At 65.0% G+C, this 20,351-nt stretch carries 18 protein-coding genes and 1 tRNA gene; 9 read left to right on the top strand and 10 right to left on the bottom strand.

Annotated features, from left to right (window positions below; translation table 11 throughout):
• The 5 genes from NGM29_RS04810 to NGM29_RS04790 form a co-directional block, all read right to left on the bottom strand.
• Positions 1–750 (bottom strand): SDR family NAD(P)-dependent oxidoreductase, encoded by a 750-nt coding sequence (locus NGM29_RS04810; RefSeq protein WP_254159289.1) that lies wholly within the window; start codon positions 748–750, stop codon positions 1–3.
• 138 nt (positions 751–888) lie between these two features.
• Positions 889–2,478, bottom strand: coding sequence for an ABC transporter substrate-binding protein (locus NGM29_RS04805; RefSeq protein ID WP_254159288.1), 1,590 nt, complete (start codon positions 2,476–2,478; stop codon positions 889–891).
• A gap of 187 nt (positions 2,479–2,665) precedes the next feature.
• Positions 2,666–4,147, bottom strand: coding sequence for an aldehyde dehydrogenase family protein (locus NGM29_RS04800; protein WP_254159287.1), 1,482 nt, complete (start codon positions 4,145–4,147; stop codon positions 2,666–2,668).
• Between the two features lie 142 nt (positions 4,148–4,289).
• Positions 4,290–6,935 (bottom strand): heavy metal translocating P-type ATPase, encoded by a 2,646-nt coding sequence (locus tag NGM29_RS04795; RefSeq protein ID WP_254159286.1) that lies wholly within the window; start codon positions 6,933–6,935, stop codon positions 4,290–4,292.
• Between the two features lie 188 nt (positions 6,936–7,123).
• A complete protein-coding gene (locus NGM29_RS04790) occupies positions 7,124–8,560 on the bottom strand; it encodes a hypothetical protein (RefSeq protein WP_254159285.1) in 1,437 nt (478 codons plus the stop codon).
• A 466-nt stretch (positions 8,561–9,026) separates the two neighbouring features.
• On the opposite strand from NGM29_RS04790, the gene hisG reads away from it, so the two are divergent.
• From hisG to NGM29_RS04770, 4 genes are all read left to right on the top strand, one after another.
• A complete protein-coding gene (gene hisG / locus NGM29_RS04785; RefSeq protein WP_254159283.1) occupies positions 9,027–9,881 on the top strand; it encodes an ATP phosphoribosyltransferase in 855 nt (284 codons plus the stop codon).
• Between the two features lie 109 nt (positions 9,882–9,990).
• Positions 9,991–11,649, top strand: a complete 1,659-nt coding sequence (locus NGM29_RS04780) for an MATE family efflux transporter (protein WP_425499226.1) — start codon at positions 9,991–9,993, stop codon at positions 11,647–11,649.
• A 45-nt stretch (positions 11,650–11,694) separates the two neighbouring features.
• A tRNA-Arg gene (locus NGM29_RS04775) sits at positions 11,695–11,767 on the top strand.
• A 285-nt stretch (positions 11,768–12,052) separates the two neighbouring features.
• Complete coding sequence (locus NGM29_RS04770) at positions 12,053–13,249, top strand: sensor histidine kinase (protein ID WP_254159281.1); 1,197 nt, start codon at positions 12,053–12,055, stop codon at positions 13,247–13,249.
• A 98-nt stretch (positions 13,250–13,347) separates the two neighbouring features.
• Here NGM29_RS04770 and NGM29_RS04765 read toward each other — a convergent pair whose 3' ends face one another.
• Both NGM29_RS04765 and NGM29_RS04760 read right to left on the bottom strand, forming a co-directional pair.
• Positions 13,348–13,665: an AzlD family protein gene (locus tag NGM29_RS04765; RefSeq protein WP_254159279.1), complete on the bottom strand. Its 318-nt coding sequence runs from the start codon at positions 13,663–13,665 to the stop codon at positions 13,348–13,350.
• Positions 13,658–14,392, bottom strand: a complete 735-nt coding sequence (locus NGM29_RS04760) for an AzlC family ABC transporter permease (protein WP_254159277.1) — start codon at positions 14,390–14,392, stop codon at positions 13,658–13,660. The genes NGM29_RS04765 and NGM29_RS04760 overlap by 8 nt, the downstream gene beginning before the upstream one ends.
• Positions 14,393–14,704: 312 nt before the next feature.
• Here NGM29_RS04760 and NGM29_RS04755 point away from each other — a divergent pair, with 312 nt between their 5' ends.
• The 4 genes from NGM29_RS04755 (at position 14,705) to NGM29_RS04740 (ending at position 17,570) form a co-directional block, all read left to right on the top strand.
• Entirely contained in the window at positions 14,705–15,343 is a 639-nt protein-coding gene (locus NGM29_RS04755; RefSeq protein WP_253432329.1) for an Era-like GTP-binding protein, read from the top strand.
• Between the two features lie 2 nt (positions 15,344–15,345).
• On the top strand, positions 15,346–15,744 hold the full coding sequence (locus tag NGM29_RS04750) for a DUF2073 domain-containing protein (protein ID WP_254159275.1): 399 nt from the start codon (positions 15,346–15,348) through the stop codon (positions 15,742–15,744).
• A gap of 9 nt (positions 15,745–15,753) precedes the next feature.
• Positions 15,754–16,683 carry a Zn-ribbon domain-containing protein gene (locus NGM29_RS04745; protein WP_254159273.1) on the top strand — a complete coding sequence of 310 codons (930 nt, stop codon included), beginning with the start codon at positions 15,754–15,756 and terminating at the stop codon, positions 16,681–16,683.
• A gap of 71 nt (positions 16,684–16,754) precedes the next feature.
• Positions 16,755–17,570, top strand: coding sequence for a CPBP family intramembrane glutamic endopeptidase (locus NGM29_RS04740; protein WP_254159272.1), 816 nt, complete (start codon positions 16,755–16,757; stop codon positions 17,568–17,570).
• 18 nt (positions 17,571–17,588) lie between these two features.
• Here NGM29_RS04740 and NGM29_RS04735 read toward each other — a convergent pair whose 3' ends face one another.
• From NGM29_RS04735 to NGM29_RS04725, 3 genes are all read right to left on the bottom strand, one after another.
• Positions 17,589–18,215 carry a DUF7411 family protein gene (locus NGM29_RS04735; RefSeq protein WP_254159271.1) on the bottom strand — a complete coding sequence of 209 codons (627 nt, stop codon included), beginning with the start codon at positions 18,213–18,215 and terminating at the stop codon, positions 17,589–17,591.
• Between the two features lies 1 nt (position 18,216).
• A complete protein-coding gene (locus NGM29_RS04730; RefSeq protein ID WP_254159270.1) occupies positions 18,217–18,594 on the bottom strand; it encodes a DNA-binding protein in 378 nt (125 codons plus the stop codon).
• A gap of 155 nt (positions 18,595–18,749) precedes the next feature.
• On the bottom strand, positions 18,750–19,205 hold the full coding sequence (locus tag NGM29_RS04725) for a 30S ribosomal protein S19e (RefSeq protein WP_254159269.1): 456 nt from the start codon (positions 19,203–19,205) through the stop codon (positions 18,750–18,752).
• A 151-nt stretch (positions 19,206–19,356) separates the two neighbouring features.
• Here NGM29_RS04725 and thiL point away from each other — a divergent pair, with 151 nt between their 5' ends.
• On the top strand, positions 19,357–20,307 hold the full coding sequence (thiL, locus tag NGM29_RS04720) for a thiamine-phosphate kinase (protein ID WP_254159268.1): 951 nt from the start codon (positions 19,357–19,359) through the stop codon (positions 20,305–20,307).
• Positions 20,308–20,351: the final 44 nt, after the last annotated feature.

The raw sequence follows: 20,351 nt of genomic DNA, 5'->3' as shown, positions 1-20,351 counted from the left end.
TCAGATGTCGCGCCCCCCGTCGACCTCGAGGGCGGTGCCGGTGATCATCGAGGCGTCCTCGCTGGCGAGGAAGACAGCCGCGCCGGCGACGTCCTCTGGTTCGCAGAGCCGCCCGAGCGGGATGGTGTCGTGCATCGATTCGACGCTCAGGTCGCCGGCAGCGAAGTCCTGCAGCATCGGCGTGTCCGTCGCGACGGGGCAGATGGCGTTGACGCGAATCCCATCGTCGGCGAGCTCGTACGCCAGTTGCTTCGTGAGGCCGACCATCCCGGCCTTGGAGGCGACGTACGCCGAGAGCCCGGTCCGCGGGCGAATCGCGGCGGTCGAGGCCGTGTTGAGGATCACGCCCGCGTCGCTCTCCCTGAGTTCGGGCACCGCGTACTTCGCCCCGAGAAACGCGCTCTTGAGGTTCACGTCGACGGTGGCGTCCCACGTCTCCTCGGTCACGTCCTCGACGGGCGTCGACTCCTGGGGCACGCCCGCGTTGTTGTGGAGCACGTCCAGCCCGCCGAACGCCTCGGCGGCGCGGTCGATCATCCCCTCGACGGCCGCTGGATCGGACACGTCCGCGACGTGACTCCGGGCGGTCCCCCCGTCGGCCTCGATCGCCCCGACCGTCGCCGCGGCCCCCTCTTCGTCGAGGTCGACGACCAGCACGTTCGCACCCGTCGCCGCGAACCGCCGGGCGGTGGCTTCGCCCATCCCCGACCCGGCCCCGGTCACGAGGACGCTTCTGTCACTGTCAGACATACTCGAGGGTCAGTTCGAACGGACATGAAGTTTTGGGATGCGGGGGTCGATATCGGGACTTTGTTCCGACTTTGGAAGAATTATAGAACAGAGTTCAACGAGATCCGTTGATAGAATAATCCGTTCAGATATTTCGACTCACTCGTAAGTCGCCTCGTGGAGCGACCGGAACGAGCCGTGGGGATACTGTTCGAATCCCTCTATGCGGTCCGAAACGCCCTGGAGCCGCTCGGGGTAGTAAGTGTAGACGGAGTACGCTTCCTCGTAGATGATCTGCTGAATCTCGTCGAGGAGTTCCTGTCGGGCCTCCTGGTCCGTCGTCTGGCGCTGTTCCTCGAGCAAGCTGTCGAGTTCGTCGTTGCTGATGTTCCAGACGTTGAGGCCATCGGTGTGGTGGAGGTAGAGCAACTCGTCCGGATCGGCGAACGACTCCCAGTTAGAGACGGCAATCTCGAAGTCACCCTCCTGCTCGCGGGTCCAGAACGTCGAGCCGTCCAGCGTCTGCACGCTCGCCTCGACACCGATGTCCTCGAGCATGCTCTGGACGAGCGTCGCCGCCTGTTCGTGCTGGGTCGTCGTCGAACTGATGATCTCGAGCGAGAGATTCTCCTGGCCGGCTTCCGCGAGCAGGTCCTGGGCCTGCTGTGGGTCCCCGTTCGGGTGATTGAAGTCCGAGAGGTCGCCGTTATAGGCCGCGAAGGAACTCGGGAGGATCGACTTCCCGGCCTCGCCGTACCCCTGCAGGACCGTCTGAACGATCTGTTCCTTGTCGATCGCCCACGCGATGGCCCGACGGACCCGGCGGTCGTCGAGCGGTTCGACGTCGGTGTTGAAGTCGACGCGACCGGAACTGACGTCCTCGGTTCGCAGGACCGAGATGCCGTTGGCACTCTCGACCTGGTCGACGTACTGGGGTGACATCTGGTCGACAGCCTGGATCGACCCCGTCTCGAGCTGGGAGATCATCGACGACTCGTCGGGGAGGATACGGAACTCAATTTCGTCGATGTTCGGCAGGTCGTCCTGCCAGTAGTCGTCGTACTTTCGGAGGATCGCGTTCTGTCCCGAGTTCCACTCGACCAGTTCGTACGGCCCGGTCCCGACCGGGTTCGAGTTGTAGTCCTCGCCGTGTTCGGTGACGGCCTCCTCCGAGAGCGGCCACATCACCTTCTCGATGTTGTCGAGGAACGGCGCGTGGGGGTGTGCGAGGTCGAAGCGGACCGTGTAATCGTCCTCGACGACGACGTCCTCAATCGCGCTTACGTAGTTCTTCCGGGGGTTCTCCTCGGTCTCGATCCAGTCGTAGGTGTACTGGACGTCCGAGGCGGTGAACTCCTCGCCGTTGTGGAACGTGACGCCCTCCTCGAGGGTGAAGACGTACTGGGTGTCGCTCTCGAGTTCCCAGTCGCTCGCCAGCTGCGGGACGTACTCCCCTTCGGGGGTAATGTCCACGAGGTTGTTGTAGATCAGCGAGTACACTTTGTTGGAGTCGAAGTCGGTGTCGCGCGCGGGAATCAGGTCCCACGCGCCCCGTCCGATGCCGAGCGAGACGCTGGTTCCGCCGCCACCGTTCCCGCCACCACCGTCCCCGCTGCCACCGTTCCCACCGTCACCGTTCCCGTCGTCGCTGGTACACCCCGCGAGACTCACCCCGCCGGCCGCCGCGATCGCCGTGAGGAGCCGTCGCCGCGACGCGTCGATCGCACCTTGTGTGGAAATGTCAGTCATGACGCTCGTATCACTATTATCGCTCGATGATAAAACAGTTTCCATAACCAGCATGATAAATGTGGAAAATTTTCTCCCATGTGGGAAATATCCGGATTTGTTACACCACATCCGATCGGCAACCGATCAAAACTGCCTTCAGCGTGGAGTCGCCGAACGACGTTCTCCCGGTACGAGGACCGAACGATCACGCACCCGGAAGGTTGCCGCCGCCGTCCTCGAGCGCGATGGCGACGTTCTTGGTCTGGACGTAGGACTCGAGGGCCTCCAGGCCCTTTTCGCGGCCGATACCGCTCCGCTTGTACCCGCCGAAGGGCGTCTGTTGGGTGTCGACGAACCAGTCGTTGACGTAGACGTTCCCCGCCTCGAGACGCCTCGCCAGTCGACCTGCTCTCGAAACGTCCCCGGTGAAGACGCCGGAGACCAGCCCGTAGTCGACTCCGTTGGCGATTTCGAGGGCCTCGGTCTCGTCGGCGAACGGAACGACGCAGAGGACGGGGCCGAAAATCTCCTCCTGTTCGATGCGCATCCCGGGTTCGACGTCGGCGAAGACGGTCGGTTCGACGAAGTAGCCGGGCCGATCCGGCGTCCCGCCGCCGGCCGCGAGCGTCGCGCCCTCGCGTTGCCCGAGGTCGACGTAGCTCGTGACCTTCTCGAACTGTTCCTCGGAGGCCAACGGACCCATGTCGGCGTCCTCGGCCCCGGGGGCGAGCTCGTAGTCCGCGGCCAGGTCGACGATTCGTTCGACGAACTCGTCGTAGACCGACTCGTGGACGAGCGCCCGGTCGGCGGCCGAACAGACCTGTCCGGCGTTCGTGAAGATAGCCGTCGAAATGGTCTCCGTCGTGGCCTCGAGGTCGGCGTCTGGAAACACGATCGCGGGGTTCTTCCCCCCGAGCTCGAGCGTGACTGGCGTGATCGAGTCGGCAGCCGATCGCATGATAGCCTGCCCTGTCGGGACGCTGCCCGTGAAGGTGATCGTGTCGACATCCTTGTGACCGGTGAGCGCGGCCCCCGTCTCCCCGCCGCCCGGAACGACGTTGACGAGACCGTCGGGAACACCCACCTGCGCGCACAGTTCGGTCAGCCTGAGCGTACTCAGGGGCGTGTTCGGCGCTGGTTTGACGACGACCGCGTTCCCGGCGACCAGCGCGGGGGCGGTCCCACGCGCGAAGAGATTCCCGGGGAAATTCCACGGCGTGATCTGCGCGCTCACGCCGTAGGGTTCGCGAATCGTGAAATCGAGGGTGTCGGAACCGAGCGGGATGCTCTTGCCCTCGAGTTTGTCGGTGAACCCGGCGTAGTACTCGAAGTAGCGGGCCGCACTCTCGACGTCGCTTCGCGCCTGCGATAGCGGCTTCCCCTGATCCAGGCTCTCGAGGGCGGCGAGTTCGTCGACGTGTTCGCGGATGATGCGTCCCATTTCGTAAACCCGTCGACCCCGTTCGTCCGGGGGCGTCTCTCGCCACTCCGCGAAGGCTCGCCGCGCCGCTCGCACGGCGTCGTAGACGTCGGCCTCGGTGCAGCTGGCGACGCGCGTGAAGGGTTCCTCGCTCGCCGGGTCGATCAGGTCGCTGTAGTCTCCCCCGGCCGGCGGGGTCCGTTCGCCGTCGATGTAGGCGTCGTACGCCGACGCGATCTCGAGGTCGGCGTGCGTGAACTGGCCCATGTGTGTCACTGACGCCCCAGCTATATTATGTCTGTGAATAGCACCCGATATCTGAGTATTGTTCTACCACAGGGATAAATTCAGAACTCTGTTCGTCGAACAGCCCCAATTCGAAAATTTATTCGTTGGCTGGCCGATCGTCCTACCGCCGAATCCACTCGAGCGGCCGCGTGACCAGCGGCCGGTGGTCCTCGTGGGGATCGTAGGCGGCGAACGAGAGGCTGTTCGTCATCACGCTCACGCTCGAGGTCGCCATCGCCAGGCCGGCCAGGGCGGGGTTGAGCAGCCCGAGCGAGGCGATCGGGACCAGCGTGGTGTTGTAGATCAACGCCCAGAAGAGGTTCTGTCGAACCTTCCGCAAGGTAGCCTCCGAGATGCGGATCGCCTTGAGCACGTCGGCGGGGTCGTCGCGCATCAGCGTCACGTCGGCCGATTCGATGGCCACGTCGGTCCCGGAGCCGATAGCGACGCCGACGTGGGCCGTCGTGAGCGCGGGAGCGTCGTTGACGCCGTCGCCGACCATCATCACTCGCGTGCCGTCGCTACCGTCGTCGCCGGCCGACTGCAGGTCCTCGACGTGGTCCGCCTTGTCCTCCGGCAGGACGCCTGCCCGGACGTTCCCGGGCTCGATGCCCACCCGCTCCGCGACCGCTCGAGCCGTCCGCTCGTTGTCGCCGGTCAGCATGACGACCTCGATGCCCCGCTCCCGCAGGGTGGCCACGGTCTCCGTCGCGCTCTCGCGGACCTCGTCGGCCACCGCGACGACGCCCAGCAACGTGCCGTCGACGGCGACCGGGATAGCGGTCTTCCCCTCGCGCTCGAGGCGCTCGAGGACCTCTTCGGCTGGCTCGGGGTCGATCCCCTCGTCCTCGAGCAATTTTCGCCGACCGACCACGACCGTCCCGCGGGCCGTCTCCGCACGGATCCCGTGACCGGGGACGTTCTCGAAGTCCTCCAGTTCTCCTACTTCGACGCCCCGGTCGGCGGCGCCCTCGACGACGGCGCGCCCGATGGGGTGTTCCGAGCCTGATTCGGCGGCCGCCGCGGCTCCCAGGACGAACGATTCGAGGGACTCCTCGCGCGTCTCGAGGACGCCGCCGTCGGCGCGGGGGTCGGTCCCCCCGTCGGCCGCGACTCCGCTCGCTTCGTCGTCCAGGACAACCACGTCGGTCAGCGTCATCTCGCCGTGGGTCAGGGTCCCGGTCTTGTCGAAGACGACGGTATCGATTCCCCGGACCTGCTCGAGGACGTCGCCACCCTTGAATAGGACGCCGTTGGTCGCACTCAGCGTGGAGCCGACCATCGTCGCCGCAGGCGTCGCCAGCCCGAGCGCGCAGGGGCAGGCGATCAACAGTGCGGAGGCGAGCACGACGACCGAGAACTCGAGGACGGGTACGCCGCCCGCGACCGGGCCGCCGCCGACCGGCTCAAGCACGGGAATCCAGGAGCCGAGCCAAGCCGAGGCGCCGTAGAGAGCGTCGGGGAACAGCGCCCAGAAAACGGCCCAGATCACGGCGTTGACGATCACCGCGGGGACGAAGTAGGCGCTTACAGTGTCGACCACCCGCTGGATATCGGGCTGGCGCGACTGGGCCTCCTTGACCCGGTCGACGATCTGTTGGAGCGCCGTCTCGGAGCCGACTTTGGTCGCCTCAACCAGCAGGACGCCGTTCTCGTTGATCGTGCTCCCCACGACGTCGTCGCCCTCGCCCTTCTCGACCGGGACCGATTCGCCGGTCAACATCGACTCGTCGACGGCGCTCTGGCCCTCGAGGACGACGCCGTCGGTCGGAATCCGCTCGCCCGGGCGGACCTTGAGCACGTCGCCGACCTGGACGTCCTCGAGGGGCACCTGTACTTCAGTCCCGTCCCGCACGACCGTGGCGTCCTCGGCCTCCATCTCGAGGAGTTCCCGCAGGGCATTGCCCGCTCGCGCCTTCGAGCGGACCTCGAGCCAGTTGCCCAGCGTGATGAACCAGAGGATGAACGCGACGGCCTCGAAGTAGAGGTTGCCGGTCAGCCCGACCGTTAGCACGGCCGTCGAGTAGACGTAGCCCGCGAGGGTACCGACGGCGACGAGGGTGTCCATGTTCGCCCGCCGGTTGTGCGCGAACGCACGATAGGCGCCGACAAGGAACTCGCGGCCGAGGGTCGCCATCATGACCGTCGCGATGGCGAACTCGGTCCAGTCGACGACTCCCTCGCCGATCCCGAGCACCTCGTGGAGCGGCGGCACGAGTCCGAGCATCGCGAGCATGATCGGCACGAACGGCAGCGTGAGCAGGCCGCCACCGATCACCAGCCGTCGCTGCCGGGACAGTTCGCGCTCGACGGCACGCTCGCGCTGGCCCTCGTCTTCCTCGTTCTCGCCGCCAGCGGGTTCGTATCCCGCCTCCTCGATCGCGCGTCGGATTTCGGCCAGCGAGACGTCCGACCGATTGTACCGGATCCGGGCCTCGTCCGAGGCGAAGTTCACGTCCGCCGAGACGACCCCGGGGAGAGCCTCCGTCGCCTCCTGGACGGTTCCCGAGCAGGTCGCACAGGACATCCCCATCACGGGAATCGAGGTGGTTTCGGTCGCGACCTCGTAGCCCGCGTTCGATACCGCCTCGACGACTTCCTCGAGGCTGACCTCGTCGGGGTCGTAGGCGACGACTCCCTCGTCGGTCGCGAAGTTCGCGCTCGCCTCCTCGACCCCTTCGAGATCCGCCAGCGCACTCTCGACGGACCCCGAACACGTCGCACATGACATCCCGGTTATCTCGAGGTGGGCGCGTCGTTTCGTCATGGTGGATACTACGGGCTACGGGTTCAAGCGAGTTGTGCCTTTCAAAATGAGAGTATCCTGCCATCCGAATTTCGATTGGAAAGTATCACGACCGATGGATCGATGAAGTGAAAGTGGATGAGCCGCTCGTCGTCTCGAAAAAGAACCCGCCGCTCGAAGAACACAGCGGGCGAAATTACGCGACCGGGTTACATCGATTTCTCGTCCGATCCGAGCTCCTCGGCTCCTTTGAGTACTACCTGGTCGTCGGTCACGTGCTCGATTTCGTTGGCCTCGACGGGAAAGTCGTCGTCGTTGACGTTGCCCCAGTCGAGCGCGGCTTTGATCTTCTCGGTGATCCCCGGATGGGCATCGACGTACATCGTTTCGCCGCCCTCTTCGACGTCGGTAACCATCCCGAGTTCCTCGCCCGCGGTGTCGACGACCGCTTTTCCGATTTCGTCGTCGGAGAGCGTTACTCGCCCGGCCCCTTCCGTGGCCTCTATTGGCTCCTCTCCGGTGGCACCCATTGACTCCTCTCCGGTGGCTCCCATCGGTTCCGCTTCGGTAGCACCCATCGATTCCCCGTCGGCGCCCTCAACAGCGCCACCTTCGGTCGTGCCGGTCGGCATCGTTCCGGATTCCTCGGTAACGACGTCCTCGGTGTGAACGGTCTCCATCGCCAGGAGTTCGCCCCCGGTCACGTCAGCGTCCAGGCGCTTCCGGTCGACTACCTCGTCCTGGACGACGTGTTCGCGGGTGAAGTAGGTGTGAATTCGGTCGTCTTCGCTCACCTCGGATTCGACCTCGTACTCCGTGAGCACGTTGTCGGTCGACACGTCGACGTCGAGAAGGTCGCTCTCGGCGATCGTGCGCTGGAGTCCCTCGACGTCGATGTCGCGGTCCTCGACGGTGTCGGTTTCGACCACGTCGGTGCCCGCGACGTGGCTCTCGACGGTGAACCGTTCGGTGAACTCGCGAGTAACCGACCACATCTCCTCCACCTCGAGTTCGGCGGAGTACGGGACGTCGGTAGTGGACTCGATGGAGCCGACCCCGGTGTCTGCGGGCACGGGCTCTGACCCCGTACGGTCGACCGCGTCGTAGTAGCGGTCCTCGTCGAACCAGTCCGCGTGATCACGATCACTCCCTCCCTCGTCGACGAGCGTACAGCCCGTACACTCCCGTTGCAGGAGTTCGACGTCGACCACGCTCTCGTCGATCACCTCGGTGTCGACGAGTTCGCTCTCGATGCTCGTCTCCTCGACGACGACGCTCTCGACGACGGTGGTCTCGGTAATCTCCGTCGTCACCGTCTCGCCCTCGAGGAGGCGCTCTTTCAGGTCCTCTCGATCGACGTTGCTTCGCGTGAGGGCCTCTTCGCGACGGGTCACTTCGAAGGGTTCGGACGCCTCCGCACCGTGGTAGATTACCACCTGGTCGCCCTCCTCGAGTCGGCCGAAGAACTCGTCCCACTCGACCGTCTCGTGGGATCCCATCGTCTCGGACTCCGGGAGGATGCGGTAGCGATCCGGTTCGTCCTCGTGGCGAGCGGGCGTCGCAGCGTGTTCGTCCGCCCAGCGGCGGATCGTCTCTCGGTCTGCCGACAATCGACTCTCCCCGGGTTGATCTGTGGGTTCGTCCATAACACCTTCGAGATGCACGGTCGGACGTAAAGCGAGGCGGATCGTTTCACCCACAGATTGACATTAGAAAGTGGTAACTGACGGGTGTAATCGACCACGAACGGGTAAAAGTACGCTTACCGATCTGGAACTGGGAGATGGAGTCGCTGGAGCGGCCGTACCGGTGCCTGCTTCGAAACGGACGAACCCGACTGATCGCCCACTGCGCTCGAGTATTTCCGAGACCATTTAGCGGAATTGCGACCGCGGAGCAGTTCCCAGGTCGTCGATAGTCGCTTGTACACCTTCGACTCACTTCTCACTCAGTTTCCGTTAACCGTTCAGTAATCGACTATCGAGTACGTCGATTGCTGGAATCAAACGTTTGCTCGATCGACTCGAGATGAAGCGACCTCACCTGGATCGAGCAAACGCGGTGCAGTTGCGATGGAAAGACAGTTCCCGCTACGCACCCAATGGCCCGTCAATGCGTCTCGCCGTCCCCAACAAGGGCCGCCTGCACGATCCGACGATCGACCTCCTCGAGCGGGCCGGCCTCCACCTCGAGAACGGCGCCGCCAGGAAGCTCTACGCCGACACCGTCGACCCCGAGGTCACCATCCTCTTCGCCCGGGCCGCCGACATCCCCGAGTACGTCGCCGATGGGGCGGCCGACCTCGGGATCACTGGCTACGACCAGTATCGGGAGGCCGACGTCGCCACCGTTTCGGAACTGCTCGACCTCGAGTTCGGCCGCTGTCGACTCGTGCTCGCGTCGCCCGAAGACGGCGACATCGACGCCGTCGAGGACCTGGCGGGCAAGACCGTCGCCACCGAGTTCCCGACCGTCACCCGGCAGTTCTTCGACGAACGCGGGCTCGAGCCCTCGATCGTCGAGGTCACGGGCGCGACGGAGTTGACGCCACACGTCGAGATGGCCGACGCCATCGTCGACATCACGAGCACGGGGACGACCCTGAAGATGAACCGCCTCGCCGTCATCGAGGAGGTCCTCTCGAGTTCCGTGCGCCTGTTCGCCCGCGAGGACGTCCTCGAGGAGCCCAAGGTGCAAGAGATTCGAACCGCGCTCTCCTCGGTGCTGGCCGCCGACGGGAAGCGGTACCTGATGATGAACGTTCCAAAAAACCGGCTCGAGGACGTCCGCGAAGTCATCCCCGGCATGGGCGGCCCGACGATCATGGACATCGCCAACGGAGGCGGCGAGTCCGTCGCCGTCCACGCCGTCGTCGACGAGCGCGAGGTGTTCGAGACCATCACCGAAGTGAAGAACACCGGCGCGAGCGACATTCTCGTTACCGAAATCGAGCGACTGGTCGAGTAGGGTTCCTCGAGCGTAACCGATAGCGGGGACACCGCTCGAGGCGTGCGTCGACGGAGGATGTCGGGACAGGTTCAGAACGTTCATTGTCCCGCTCCCACATCCTCAACCAGTGAGCGACGAGTCAGACGCCTCGAGCGACCAGCCAGCCCCGGACGGCGATACCGACGTCGACGCCGACGTCGATGGCAACGGCGACGACGCCCCAGCCGACCCCACCCCCGTCGACACCAGCGCCTCGATCACCGAGGGGAGCCTCGTCCGACCACTCTTTCGCCTCGCCTGGCCCATCGTCGTCATCCAGTTGCTGCAGGTCACCTACAACGTCGTCGACACCCTCTACCTCGGACGCCTCTCCGCCGAGGCCGTCGGCGCGATTAGCCTCGCCTTTCCGCTAATATTCTTGCTCATCGCCATCGCCGGCGGCTTCACCACCGCGGGCGCGATTCTCGTCGCCCAGTACACTGGCGCGAAAGGGAATCGATCCGCGGGTCTCGTCGCCGGCCAAACCCTCTCGTTCGTCGGCCTCCTCTCGGTGTTCATCGGCATCGCCGGTTACTTCTACACCCGCCCCGCCCTCGAGCTCCTGCCCAGCGACCAGGAGACCGCCGCGTCGGTGATTCCGCTGGCCGCTGACTACATGGAGGTCATCTTCCTGGGCATCCCCCTCATGTTCGGCTTCTTCGTCTTCTCGGCACTCATGCGCGGCTACGGCGACACCCGAACCCCGATGCTCGTGATGGTCGTCTCCGTCTTCCTCAACGTCCTGCTCGACCCGTTCTTCATCTTCGGGTTCGCCGACAACCCCCTCTTCCTCTGGCTCAACCTCGAGGGCCTCGAGGCCGCCCTCTTCGCCTGGACCGGCTTTTCTGGCCTGGGGATCCAGGGCGCCGCACTCGCGACGATCGCCGCCCGCGGCGTCGCGACCGTGATGGGCCTGTGGATCCTCTTCACCACCGCGAGCGGGCCGGCCGTGAGCCTCGAGCACCTCCCGCTGGACCGCCAGATCATCGAGGACATCGTCCGTCTCGGCGTGCCGAGCACGGTCGAACAGACCACGAGCGCGATGGCGATGATCACGCTCACCGCCATGATCGTCACGTTCTCGCCGCCAGTGGTCGCCGCCTACGGCCTGGGCAACCGACTGATCTCCCTCGTCTTTCTGCCCGCGATGGGGCTGGGTCGCGCCATCGACACCATGGTCGGCCAGAACCTCGGCGCCGACCGGAGCGACCGCGCCGAGCGCTCGGTCTGGCTCGCCGCCTCGACCGGCGCCGGGGTGATGCTCGTCGTCGCTGTGATCGCCGTCGCCTTCACCGAACCCATCGTCAGCGTCTTCCTAGGCGACGTCCCCGACGCCCCCGCGACCATCGCCTACGGCGTCGAGTACGTCCGCATCCGCTCCGTCGAGTTCGCCTTCATCGGCGTCTCGCAGGTCATCCTCGGCGCCTTCCGCGGCGCCGGAAACACGAAGACGGCGATGGTCATCTCGATGCTCACCCTCTGGGTCGGTCGCGTCGTGAGCGTCCTCGTGCTGGCGTTCTCCTGGTCGGTCACGATTCCCGGCGTCGAGATCACCCTCGCCGCCCTCGGCTGGGGCGAAACCGGCGTCTGGACCGGCATGGCCCTCGGAAACGTCCTCGGCGCCACCGTGGGGGTCGCCTGGTTCACCCGCGGTACCTGGAAGGAGAAGTACATCGACGACGCGGACGTGGGCGATGTCGGGGAGGAACAGGACCTCGAAGCGCCGACCGCTCGAGGCGAAGACTAGCCACGACAGAAACGTTATACGGCCGTAGTCAATCTGTACCGACGAGGGCGCGTAGCTCAGTGGACAGAGTCCCTGGTTCCGGACCAGGATGTCGCGGGTTCAAATCCCGTCGCGCCCGCTACGTTTCGTCACGGTTCGAATCCACTAGCCGACGGTATGGCATATATAAACCCACTGCCGCCACCTTGGCTGGAGCTCGTCACGATTCGTGTTCCAGTCGCCTCCGTCATGCGATTCGTTAGAGCCAATATGCTCCGGGGCCAGCGTTCCTGGTCCGCACCATCATCTGCCAGTGTATCGAGAGCAGCGAAAAAGTAACAGTACGGATCACCGCCGGCCGTGAAATCGAACCCAATGTGTATTGGACAGAAACTTATGCGGGTTCAGAATAATGGCTGCCACGATGAGTTCACCGTCCGACTCGGAGACGGAACTTCACACCCGCATTCATCAGCAGAAAGTCATTTCTTCGCTGGGGAGACGGGCGCTCGAGACGGACGACATCGATCGACTCATGCACGACGCGGCGGCGACGGTCGCGGAGACCCTCGGCTGTGACTACTGCAAGGTACTCGAGTTGCTCCCCTCCGGAAACGTCTTCCTGCGACAGGGGGTGGGCTGGCAGGAGGGGATCGTCGGGGAGGCGGAGATTCCGACGGATACGAACTCGCAGGCCGGGTACACGCTCCTCTCGGAGGAACCGGTCGTCGTCGACGACCTGCGGACTGAAGAGCGATTCAGTGGGCCGGACCTCCTCATCGATCACGACGTGGTGAGCGGCATCAGCGTCATCATCGGCACCATCGACGATCCGTGGGGGATCCTGGGCGTCCACACGACGGACGAGATCGCGTTCACCGACCACGACGTCGACTTCGTCCAGAGCGTCGCCAACCTCCTCGCCGCGGCGATCGAGCGCCACACCTACCAGGACGAACTCGAGGAGACGGTCGCGGAACTCCAGGCGTTAAACACGCGCCTCGAGAAGTTCGCCAGCATGCTCGCCCACGAACTCCGGAACCCGGTGACGATCGGCCAGATTTACGCCCAGCACCTGCCGGAGGAGGCCGCGCCGAAGGCGGTCGAAAACGTCGTGGAGTCGTTCGACCGGATCGAGAACATGATCGACGTGATGCTCGTGTTGACGCGGCGTGGGGACGCTGTCGGGGAACGTGCACCCGTATCTCTCGCCGAGATGGCCCGGGACGTCTGGGACGACGTGGATACCCGTGAGGCGACTCTGGTGGTCGACATCGACCTCGTGATCGAAGCGGACGAGGTGTACGTGCGACACCTGTTCAGGAACCTGTTCGAGAACGCGATTCGACACGGCGGGTCGGACGTGGTGATCGAGGTCGGAACGGTGGCGGGTGGGTTCTACGTGGCGGACGACGGGAACGGCATCCCGCCCGAAGACAGGGAGATGGTGTTCGAGCCGGGGTTCACGACGACTGCCGACACGGACGGGACCGGACTGGGACTCGCGTTCGTCGACCGACTGGCCGGCATCTACGACTGGGACCTGCAGTTGACCGAGAGCGACGCCGGTGGGGCGCAATTTGAGTTTCGAAATGTGGCCATGAGCGACCAGTCGGATTAACCGGCTGGCTCGCGGGCGATGGATCGTGAATCGGTGGGAGTGCCGATAGTACTAGATCGCTACTCGAGCGAGAAGGTTACGCGCGTTTCGCCTCGACGCTACACCAGCCCGCGAAACGCCACGACCGCGAGGATGCCACCACACAGCGCCAGGAGGATGCTCTCCGTTCGCCACGCGAGTGCCAGGACGACGGCTCCGGCGGCCCACTCGGCCGGCCCGCCCGACGCCAGTTCCGGGCCCAGGATCGCGACTACGATCGCCCCCGGGAGCACCGACAGTCCGGCCTCGAGGCGGTCGCTCACCTCGAGTCGGCTCAGGACCCAGAGCCCGCCGACTTTCGTGAGGTAGGTGAGGACGGCCATCGTGAGGACGAGGGCGACGACGAGCGGGTCGAGCGAGAGCCATCCCTCACGCATCGTAGCGGATCACCTCGAGTGCCGCCGCGGCGAGTCCGCCGAGGAGGATGTACCAGCGGCCGGGAAGCACCGACGAGGCGACCAGCGCCGTGGCGAGGGCGACGAGCCAGGGGACGAACGTCGACCGGCCGTCCCACAGGTCGGCCGCGAGCGCGAGGAAGACGGCGGCGAGGATGAAGTCGAAGCCGTACCTGGCCGGATCGCCGATGACGCCGCCGGCGAGGACGCCGACGACCGTCGAGGCGACCCAGAAGGTCCAGATCGCGATACCGCTACCCAGGAGGAAGGCGCCGCGGCCGCTCCCGGTTTTCAGGTCGCGAACGGTCAGCGCCCAGTTCTCGTCGGCCATCAGGAAGAGGCTACCGTAGACCTGGGTGGGCGAGAGGTGACGAAACCAGCGCTCGAGGGCGGCGCCCATGAGCGAGTACCGGAGGTTGACGGCGACGGTCGTCACGAGAATCGCGGTCACCGGGAGAGGATCGGCCCAGAGCTCGACCGCGATGAGCTGAGAAGCCCCGGCGACAACCGTCGCGCTCATCAGTGCGGCTTCCGCGACGCTGAGGCCGGCCTGGTTCGCGACGACGCCGAAGGCGACGCCGTAGCCGGCGACTCCGAGCGCGACCGGGATACAGGTCAGAAAGCCGGTTCGGACGCCCTCGAGGGAAAAACTGACGGCGGAATCGGGGGCGGCATCTGCCGATGTGGAGGGGTCGTGGGATGGAGCCATTGAGCAGTCTACTGTACGTTCGAGTAGAGGGTGCTGAGCGCGAAAACCGTCTCGGTTCCCCCAACAACTGACCGCTTTCTGTGACTCGGGAATCCGAATCGACGACAGCGGTTCTCGAAGCGCCCAGACGTCGTGGAGCGCCTCGAGTCGGTTAGAACTCGAGTCGCCCACCACTAAAATCGCGGGAGGGGATACGGTCTCGCGGTCGAAACCGTCGCCCGTGTGTGACAATCCCTCTGTCTGACGTAGACTTAAGTGAATTCGGTTCTGTAGTACGTTCAGACACACTTGCAAGTGTGGAGGATCTCCAGGATGGGATTGTTTACAGGACTCAAAGATAGCATCTCTCGCGCGACGGATCGGCTCTTCTCCGAGCAGGAGCCAAAGCGGATCGGCATCTACGGCCCCCCAAACGCCGGGAAGACGACCCTCGCGAACCGTATCGCCCGTGATTGGACCGGTGACGCCATCGGCACCGAAAGCCACATTCCTCACGAAACCCGGCGCGCTCGCCGGAAAGAAGACGTCGAAATCGAGCGCAACGGCAAGTCGGTGACCATCGACATCGTCGACACTCCCGGCGTGACGACGAAAGTCGACTACGAGGAGTTCACCGACGAAATGGAGAAAGACGACGCGATCAGACGCTCTCGAGAGGCCACCGAGGGAGTCGCCGAGGCCATGCACTGGCTTCGCGAGGACGTCGACGGCGTCATCTACGTGCTCGACAGCGCCGAGGACCCGATCACCCAGGTCAACACGATGCTGATCGGCATCATCGAATCGCGCGACCTGCCCGTACTCATCTTCGCGAACAAGATCGACCTCCCCGAATCGAGCGTCAAGCGGATCGAGGACGCCTTCCCCCAGCACAAGACGGTCCCGCTGTCGGCGAAGGAAGGAGAGAACATGGACGAAGTGTACGAAAACATCGCGGAGTACTTCGGGTAATCATGCCGGAAGCAACCAAAGCCGACGACGACCGCCGCAACGGCGTCCAGATCGACCTCATCAGCGGAGAGCGCATGGAGGGTCTGGCGAGCATGGAAAAGATCCGAATGATCCTCGACGGCGTCCACGACGGCAACATCGTCATCCTCGAGGAAGGCCTCACCCCGGACGAAGAGAGTCGCCTGATCGAGGTGACGATGGCCGAAATCAGCCCTGACGAGTTCAACGGCATCGAAATCGAGACCTATCCGAAGTCCGGCACCCGCGACTCCTCGCTGCTCGGTCGGATCATGGGCAACGACGAGTCGCCGAAGAAACTCACCGTCATCGGGCCGGCGAACCAGATCGAGACCCTGCACAAAGACGAGACGCTCATCAGCGCGCTCGTCTCCCGGAGCTAGCGACGACGAATGCCACACCAGTGTACCACCTGCGGTCGGACGTTCCCCGACGGATCCAAAGAGATGCTCTCGGGGTGTCCGAACTGTGGCGGCAACAAGTTCCAGTTTGCGCCGGCGTCGTCCAGCAGTGCGACCTCGAGTGGGACCGACACCGACACCGAGTCAGCCACCGGCGGTCAGTCCGGCGGTATCACGCGAGCGTCCGAATCGGCGTCCTCGAGTGAGAGTGACGGCGATGGTCGCGGGATTACGCAGTCGGGGTCGGGGTCAGTGTCCGAATCGGCATCCGGGTCCGAGTCTGGGACTGGATCTGGGCCCAGGGCCACGTCGACGTCTACGTCGACGTCACCATCGACGTCCACCTCGACATCGGAATCGACGTCCACGAACCGTACCTGGCCCCAAACTGCGAGCGAACCCGCCTCGTCCGGGCAGGACGACGCGCCGGCGGAGTTCACCGAGTGGCCCGAATCGGCGCGGCGACCCGACGACCGGGAGCGAGCGGAGAAACACACCGAGCGGCCCGCGCCTCGAGCGGACGACTCGACCGTCGAAGCCGGTGACACCCACACCGAACCCGAAGGAAGCGATGGGGACGAGGACGCCGCCCAGGCGAGCGCGCGGAGCGACGTCGTCTCGAGCGACGAACTCCCCGCCTCGAGTGCGACCGGTCCGGCTGACGAGAAGGCAGGCCCCGACGTCGAAAACGGCCGCGTCGTCAGCGAACCGACCGACGACGAGCGCCCGTCGCTCGAGGACCTTCGTGAGGAACTCAACGAGCAGTTCGAGAGCATCAAGATTCTCAAGCCCGGCCAGTACGAACTCAATCTGATGGAACTCTACGACCGCGAGGAGTACATCGTCTCTTTACAGGAAGACGGCCGGTACGTGATCGACGTGCCGGATTCCTGGCGCGACGGCGGCGACTCCGATCAGTGAGTCCGGTCAGCGACTCCGGTCAGTGAACCCGGGAAGGCAACGCCAAAGGAGCCCGGACACGAACGTGCACTATGGATACCCTGGACCGGACCAGCGGGTATACTCGCTCGCTCGTGGTAGCCGCCCTGTTGACAGTTGCCGGGATACTGACGGCGGAACTGATGACGTTGCCAGCGTTTCTCGCAGACCCGTCACTGCTCGAGTCACCGACGGAGACGTCCTACGAGGTCAGGACGCTCTTTTTCGTCCTGAACTTCACCGGATTCGTCGTCGCCGGGGCCGCCTACCTCTGGTGGACCGATCGCGGCTGGTCGTTCGTCGACCTCTCGATCCCGGACCGCCGCGGCTGGATCGTCGGTGGAATCGGCGTCGTCGCGAGCATTGCGTTCGTGATCATCGCTGGCGTGATTCTGACTACCTTCGGCATCGAGTCGACGTCGAACAGCGTCCTCAACTTCATCGGGACGGACTCGACGATGGTCCTGATCATGATCGTCATCGTCTTCCTGTTCAACGCGCCCGCCGAGGAGTTCCTCTTCCGGGGCGTCATCCAGAAGCGCCTCTACGAAGCGTTCACGAAACGCCAGGCCGTCGTCGTGACGAGCGTCATCTTCGGGCTCGTTCACCTTCCCGTCTACGCCATCGGCGACCAGCTCTCGTTCGGCGTCTTCGCCTCGCTGCTGGTCGTCACCGGCGGCGCGATCATCTTCGGGTACCTGTACGCGATCACCGACAACCTCTTCGTGCCGATCGCCGCCCACGCCGGGTTCAACGCGTTCCAGTTCGGCCAGCTGTACATCGTCCTCGAGTACGGCTCCGACGAGATGATCGAGGAGGTGACCTCGATTGCGTCGGTGGCACTCGAGGTGCTTCAGACCCTCCTATAGGTGAAAACGCCGCTCGAGTCAGCGATTCCAGTCCTGCACGCCCGTGACGTGCGTCTGTTCGTGAGCCGGGAAGATCGACCCGAGCGCCGCCTCACCGTCGCGCTCGGCGATGAGCGCTCGCAACTCGGCCTCGTAATCCGCCCGCGTGATCTCCTCGCTCGGTCCGACCGTCACGTCGAGAGTCGACTCGACCAGCCGATCGACCGCCTGGCGGCCGAACCCCGACAGCGGTGCGATGTAGTCGACGTCGTAGCGATCCTCGAGGCTCTGGGCCTGGGCACGCGAGACCGTCGGCACTCGATCGTCGCGTCGCGTTCCGTCGGCGATGGCGTCGAAGTCCATCCCCGCCAGGCGCTCGAGGGCGTGCTGGTGGACCCGCTGGATTCCGTTTCGCGGGAAGCCGTCGGTTCGAATCGTCTCGACGGCCTCGGTCGCGACGTCTGGATCGAGCTCGAGCTTCTCGAACGTGAAGCCGAGCGAACGAGCCGTGTCTCGCGCGTAGGTCCAGTCGTCGGTGACGCCGAAGGTGGCCGTCGTCAGCGTCACGTCGTAGAAGTCCTCGAGCAGGAGTGCGGCGAGTGTCGAGTCCTTGCCGCCGCTGTAGAGGAGGCCGAGACGGAGTGACCGGGGCGTCGACTCGTCCATCCTAGCGGCGCTTGATGTCGAAGCTCTTCTTCTCGGGCTGGAGTTCCTTGAGCAACTGCTCCATCTTCTGGTCGTCGATCTTGCCCTGGATGCGCCCGCTCTGGGCGAGGGCGACGACCTGGCGTTCAACCTGCTCGCCGAACTGCTGTTTGCTCATCTTGACGGTGTTCAGGCGCTTTCGCGCGTCGTCGGTGAGGTACTGGCGCAGGAGGGCCTGGCGCTGGGCGTCGGCCTGCTGCTGGGCGGCCTCCTGGGCTTCGGCGTTGGCCCGTCCCTGTCCCTGGCCCTGCCCACCCTGGGACTCGGCACGGTCCTGGAGCTGCTCGAGTTTCTTCCGGCGCAGTTCCTCGAGGTCGTCGTCAGATTGTCCGCCGTTCATAGACGCGTGTTGTCGGCCAACGGAGAAAATGATTACGGACGCGTACGGGTCGTGCAACTGGAGTCGAAAACCGATTAGACGGGTCGTCGCGCCGTGTTACCGTCGACTACGCATCACTTGACCGATCGGCGATAGAAAATCACAACGGGGCCGTCTCAGGCGTAACGCTCGAGTTCCGGACGGTCGAGATCCGAGAGGACCTCTCCGGCAGTCTCGTCCAGGCGGCTGCGTCCCTCGGCGGTAATGCGGCGCCCCTCGCCCTCGGCGGTCTCGACGAGGGCGAGGTCCTCGAGTTGCTGGAGGATCGTCCGAATCACGTTTCGCGAGCCGTCGGCGCGCTTGTCGGGGGCGACCTGGTAGCGGTTGGAGCCGCGTTTGGCGCCGCCGTACTCGGTCGCCAGGCGCTCGACGCCGATGGGACCGTTGTCGGCAATCTTGCGGAGCAGGCTTGCCGCGCGGACCGCCCAGAAGTTCTCCTGCTCTGGGGGAAGGTCTCGGTTGACGCCGTTTTTCGCGAACGCTGCCCACTCCGGTTGCTCGAGGTCGTCTTCGAGGTCGTCGGCGAGCGCCTCGATGAGCGCTTCCGCCGGGACGTCGTACATCGTAGCCATTGGGTTCTGGTTCCCGCTTGCGCCATTTAAGCGCATCGTTGTCCCTTCGGCGGCTGACCGGCCCGCCTCGCCGATTCCGGGTGTCAGAGCCCCGCACGGGTCGGGCCCGTGGATCCGGATGGTTTTTCGCCCCGCCGTCGAAAGGACCGGTATGGACGAACGGGCCGCGCTGGCGTTGCTCGAGAACCGGCTCGACCCGGTAGGCGACGACGCTGCCGTCGTGAACGACCTCGTCATCACGACGGACATGCTCCACGAGACGACCGATTTTCCGCCGGGGACGACCCGGTACACGGCGGGCTGGCGCGCCGTCGGCGCCTCGCTCTCGGACGTCGCCGCCATGGGTGCCGAAGCGACGGCGGCCGTCGCCGCCTACGCAGCCCCCGACTTCGACGCCGCAGCCCTCGAGGCGTTCGTCGACGGTGCGATCGCGGTCTGTGCGCTCGTCGACGCGAAGTACGTCGGCGGGGACCTGGACACCCACCAAGAGTTTACGGTGGCGACGACCGCCGTCGGGCGAGCAGACGAGCCAGTGTTTCGCGATGGGGCCTCCCCCGGTGACGTCGTCTGCGTGACGGGGACGCTCGGGCGGACCGTGGCGGCTCTCGAGTTGTTCGAGGTCGGTAAAGATGAGAGAAACGGAGACGAGGGTAGAGATAGCAGAGACGAAGACAGCGCCGAAGAGGGAAACAGCGTCCTCGAGCGAGCCAACGACCTCTTCCAGTTCGAGCCGCGCGTCCGTGCAGGCCGCGTCCTTGCCCCCCACGCAAGCGCGATGATGGACTCGAGCGACGGTCTCGCCCGTTCGCTCCACCAACTCGCCGAGGCCAGCGGCTGCGGGTTCGCCCTCGAGCGCGAGTCGATCCCCGTCGCGCCCGAACTCGAGGCCGTGGTCGATGATCACGAAACCGCCCTCGAGCGAGCGATCACGACCGGCGAGGACTTCGAACTCGTCTGCACCTTGCCCGAGGCGGCCGTCGAACGCGTACGAGGTGAACTTGAGTGTCCGCTGGCGGTCGTCGGACGGGTCGTGGACGCCGACGCGGGGGTCAGCCTCGACGACGAAGCGCTGGTCGATCGGGGGTACACACACGGCGAGTGACCGCACACACAGTAATAAACGTACGACGAGTGAGCGATCGTCTC

The organism is Natronosalvus rutilus, assembly GCF_024204665.1.
In the GTDB taxonomy this organism is placed as follows: Archaea; Halobacteriota; Halobacteria; order Halobacteriales; family Natrialbaceae; genus Natronosalvus; species Natronosalvus rutilus.
Note: the sequence above shows the minus strand (reverse complement) of the source record. Positions and strands in the feature narration are given on the sequence as shown.

Bases quoted from the DNA above. Each gene is read 5' to 3' on its own strand.
- NGM29_RS04790 (WP_254159285.1), bottom strand. From the start codon at position 8,560: ATGGACGAACCCACAGATCAACCCGGGGAGAGTCGATTGTCGGCAGAC.
- NGM29_RS04750 (WP_254159275.1), top strand. From the start codon at position 15,346: ATGCCGGAAGCAACCAAAGCCGACGACGACCGCCGCAACGGCGTCCAG.
- NGM29_RS04730 (WP_254159270.1), bottom strand. From the start codon at position 18,594: ATGAACGGCGGACAATCTGACGACGACCTCGAGGAACTGCGCCGGAAG.
- NGM29_RS04770 (WP_254159281.1), top strand. From the start codon at position 12,053: ATGAGTTCACCGTCCGACTCGGAGACGGAACTTCACACCCGCATTCAT.
- NGM29_RS04805 (WP_254159288.1), bottom strand. From the start codon at position 2,478: ATGACTGACATTTCCACACAAGGTGCGATCGACGCGTCGCGGCGACGG.
- NGM29_RS04725 (WP_254159269.1), bottom strand. From the start codon at position 19,205: ATGGCTACGATGTACGACGTCCCGGCGGAAGCGCTCATCGAGGCGCTC.
- NGM29_RS04810 (WP_254159289.1), bottom strand. From the start codon at position 750: ATGTCTGACAGTGACAGAAGCGTCCTCGTGACCGGGGCCGGGTCGGGG.
- NGM29_RS04760 (WP_254159277.1), bottom strand. From the start codon at position 14,392: ATGGCTCCATCCCACGACCCCTCCACATCGGCAGATGCCGCCCCCGAT.
- NGM29_RS04765 (WP_254159279.1), bottom strand. From the start codon at position 13,665: ATGCGTGAGGGATGGCTCTCGCTCGACCCGCTCGTCGTCGCCCTCGTC.
- hisG (WP_254159283.1), top strand. From the start codon at position 9,027: ATGCGTCTCGCCGTCCCCAACAAGGGCCGCCTGCACGATCCGACGATC.
- NGM29_RS04800 (WP_254159287.1), bottom strand. From the start codon at position 4,147: ATGGGCCAGTTCACGCACGCCGACCTCGAGATCGCGTCGGCGTACGAC.
- NGM29_RS04740 (WP_254159272.1), top strand. From the start codon at position 16,755: ATGGATACCCTGGACCGGACCAGCGGGTATACTCGCTCGCTCGTGGTA.
- thiL (WP_254159268.1), top strand. From the start codon at position 19,357: ATGGACGAACGGGCCGCGCTGGCGTTGCTCGAGAACCGGCTCGACCCG.
- NGM29_RS04755 (WP_253432329.1), top strand. From the start codon at position 14,705: ATGGGATTGTTTACAGGACTCAAAGATAGCATCTCTCGCGCGACGGAT.
- NGM29_RS04735 (WP_254159271.1), bottom strand. From the start codon at position 18,215: ATGGACGAGTCGACGCCCCGGTCACTCCGTCTCGGCCTCCTCTACAGC.
- NGM29_RS04795 (WP_254159286.1), bottom strand. From the start codon at position 6,935: ATGACGAAACGACGCGCCCACCTCGAGATAACCGGGATGTCATGTGCG.
- NGM29_RS04745 (WP_254159273.1), top strand. From the start codon at position 15,754: ATGCCACACCAGTGTACCACCTGCGGTCGGACGTTCCCCGACGGATCC.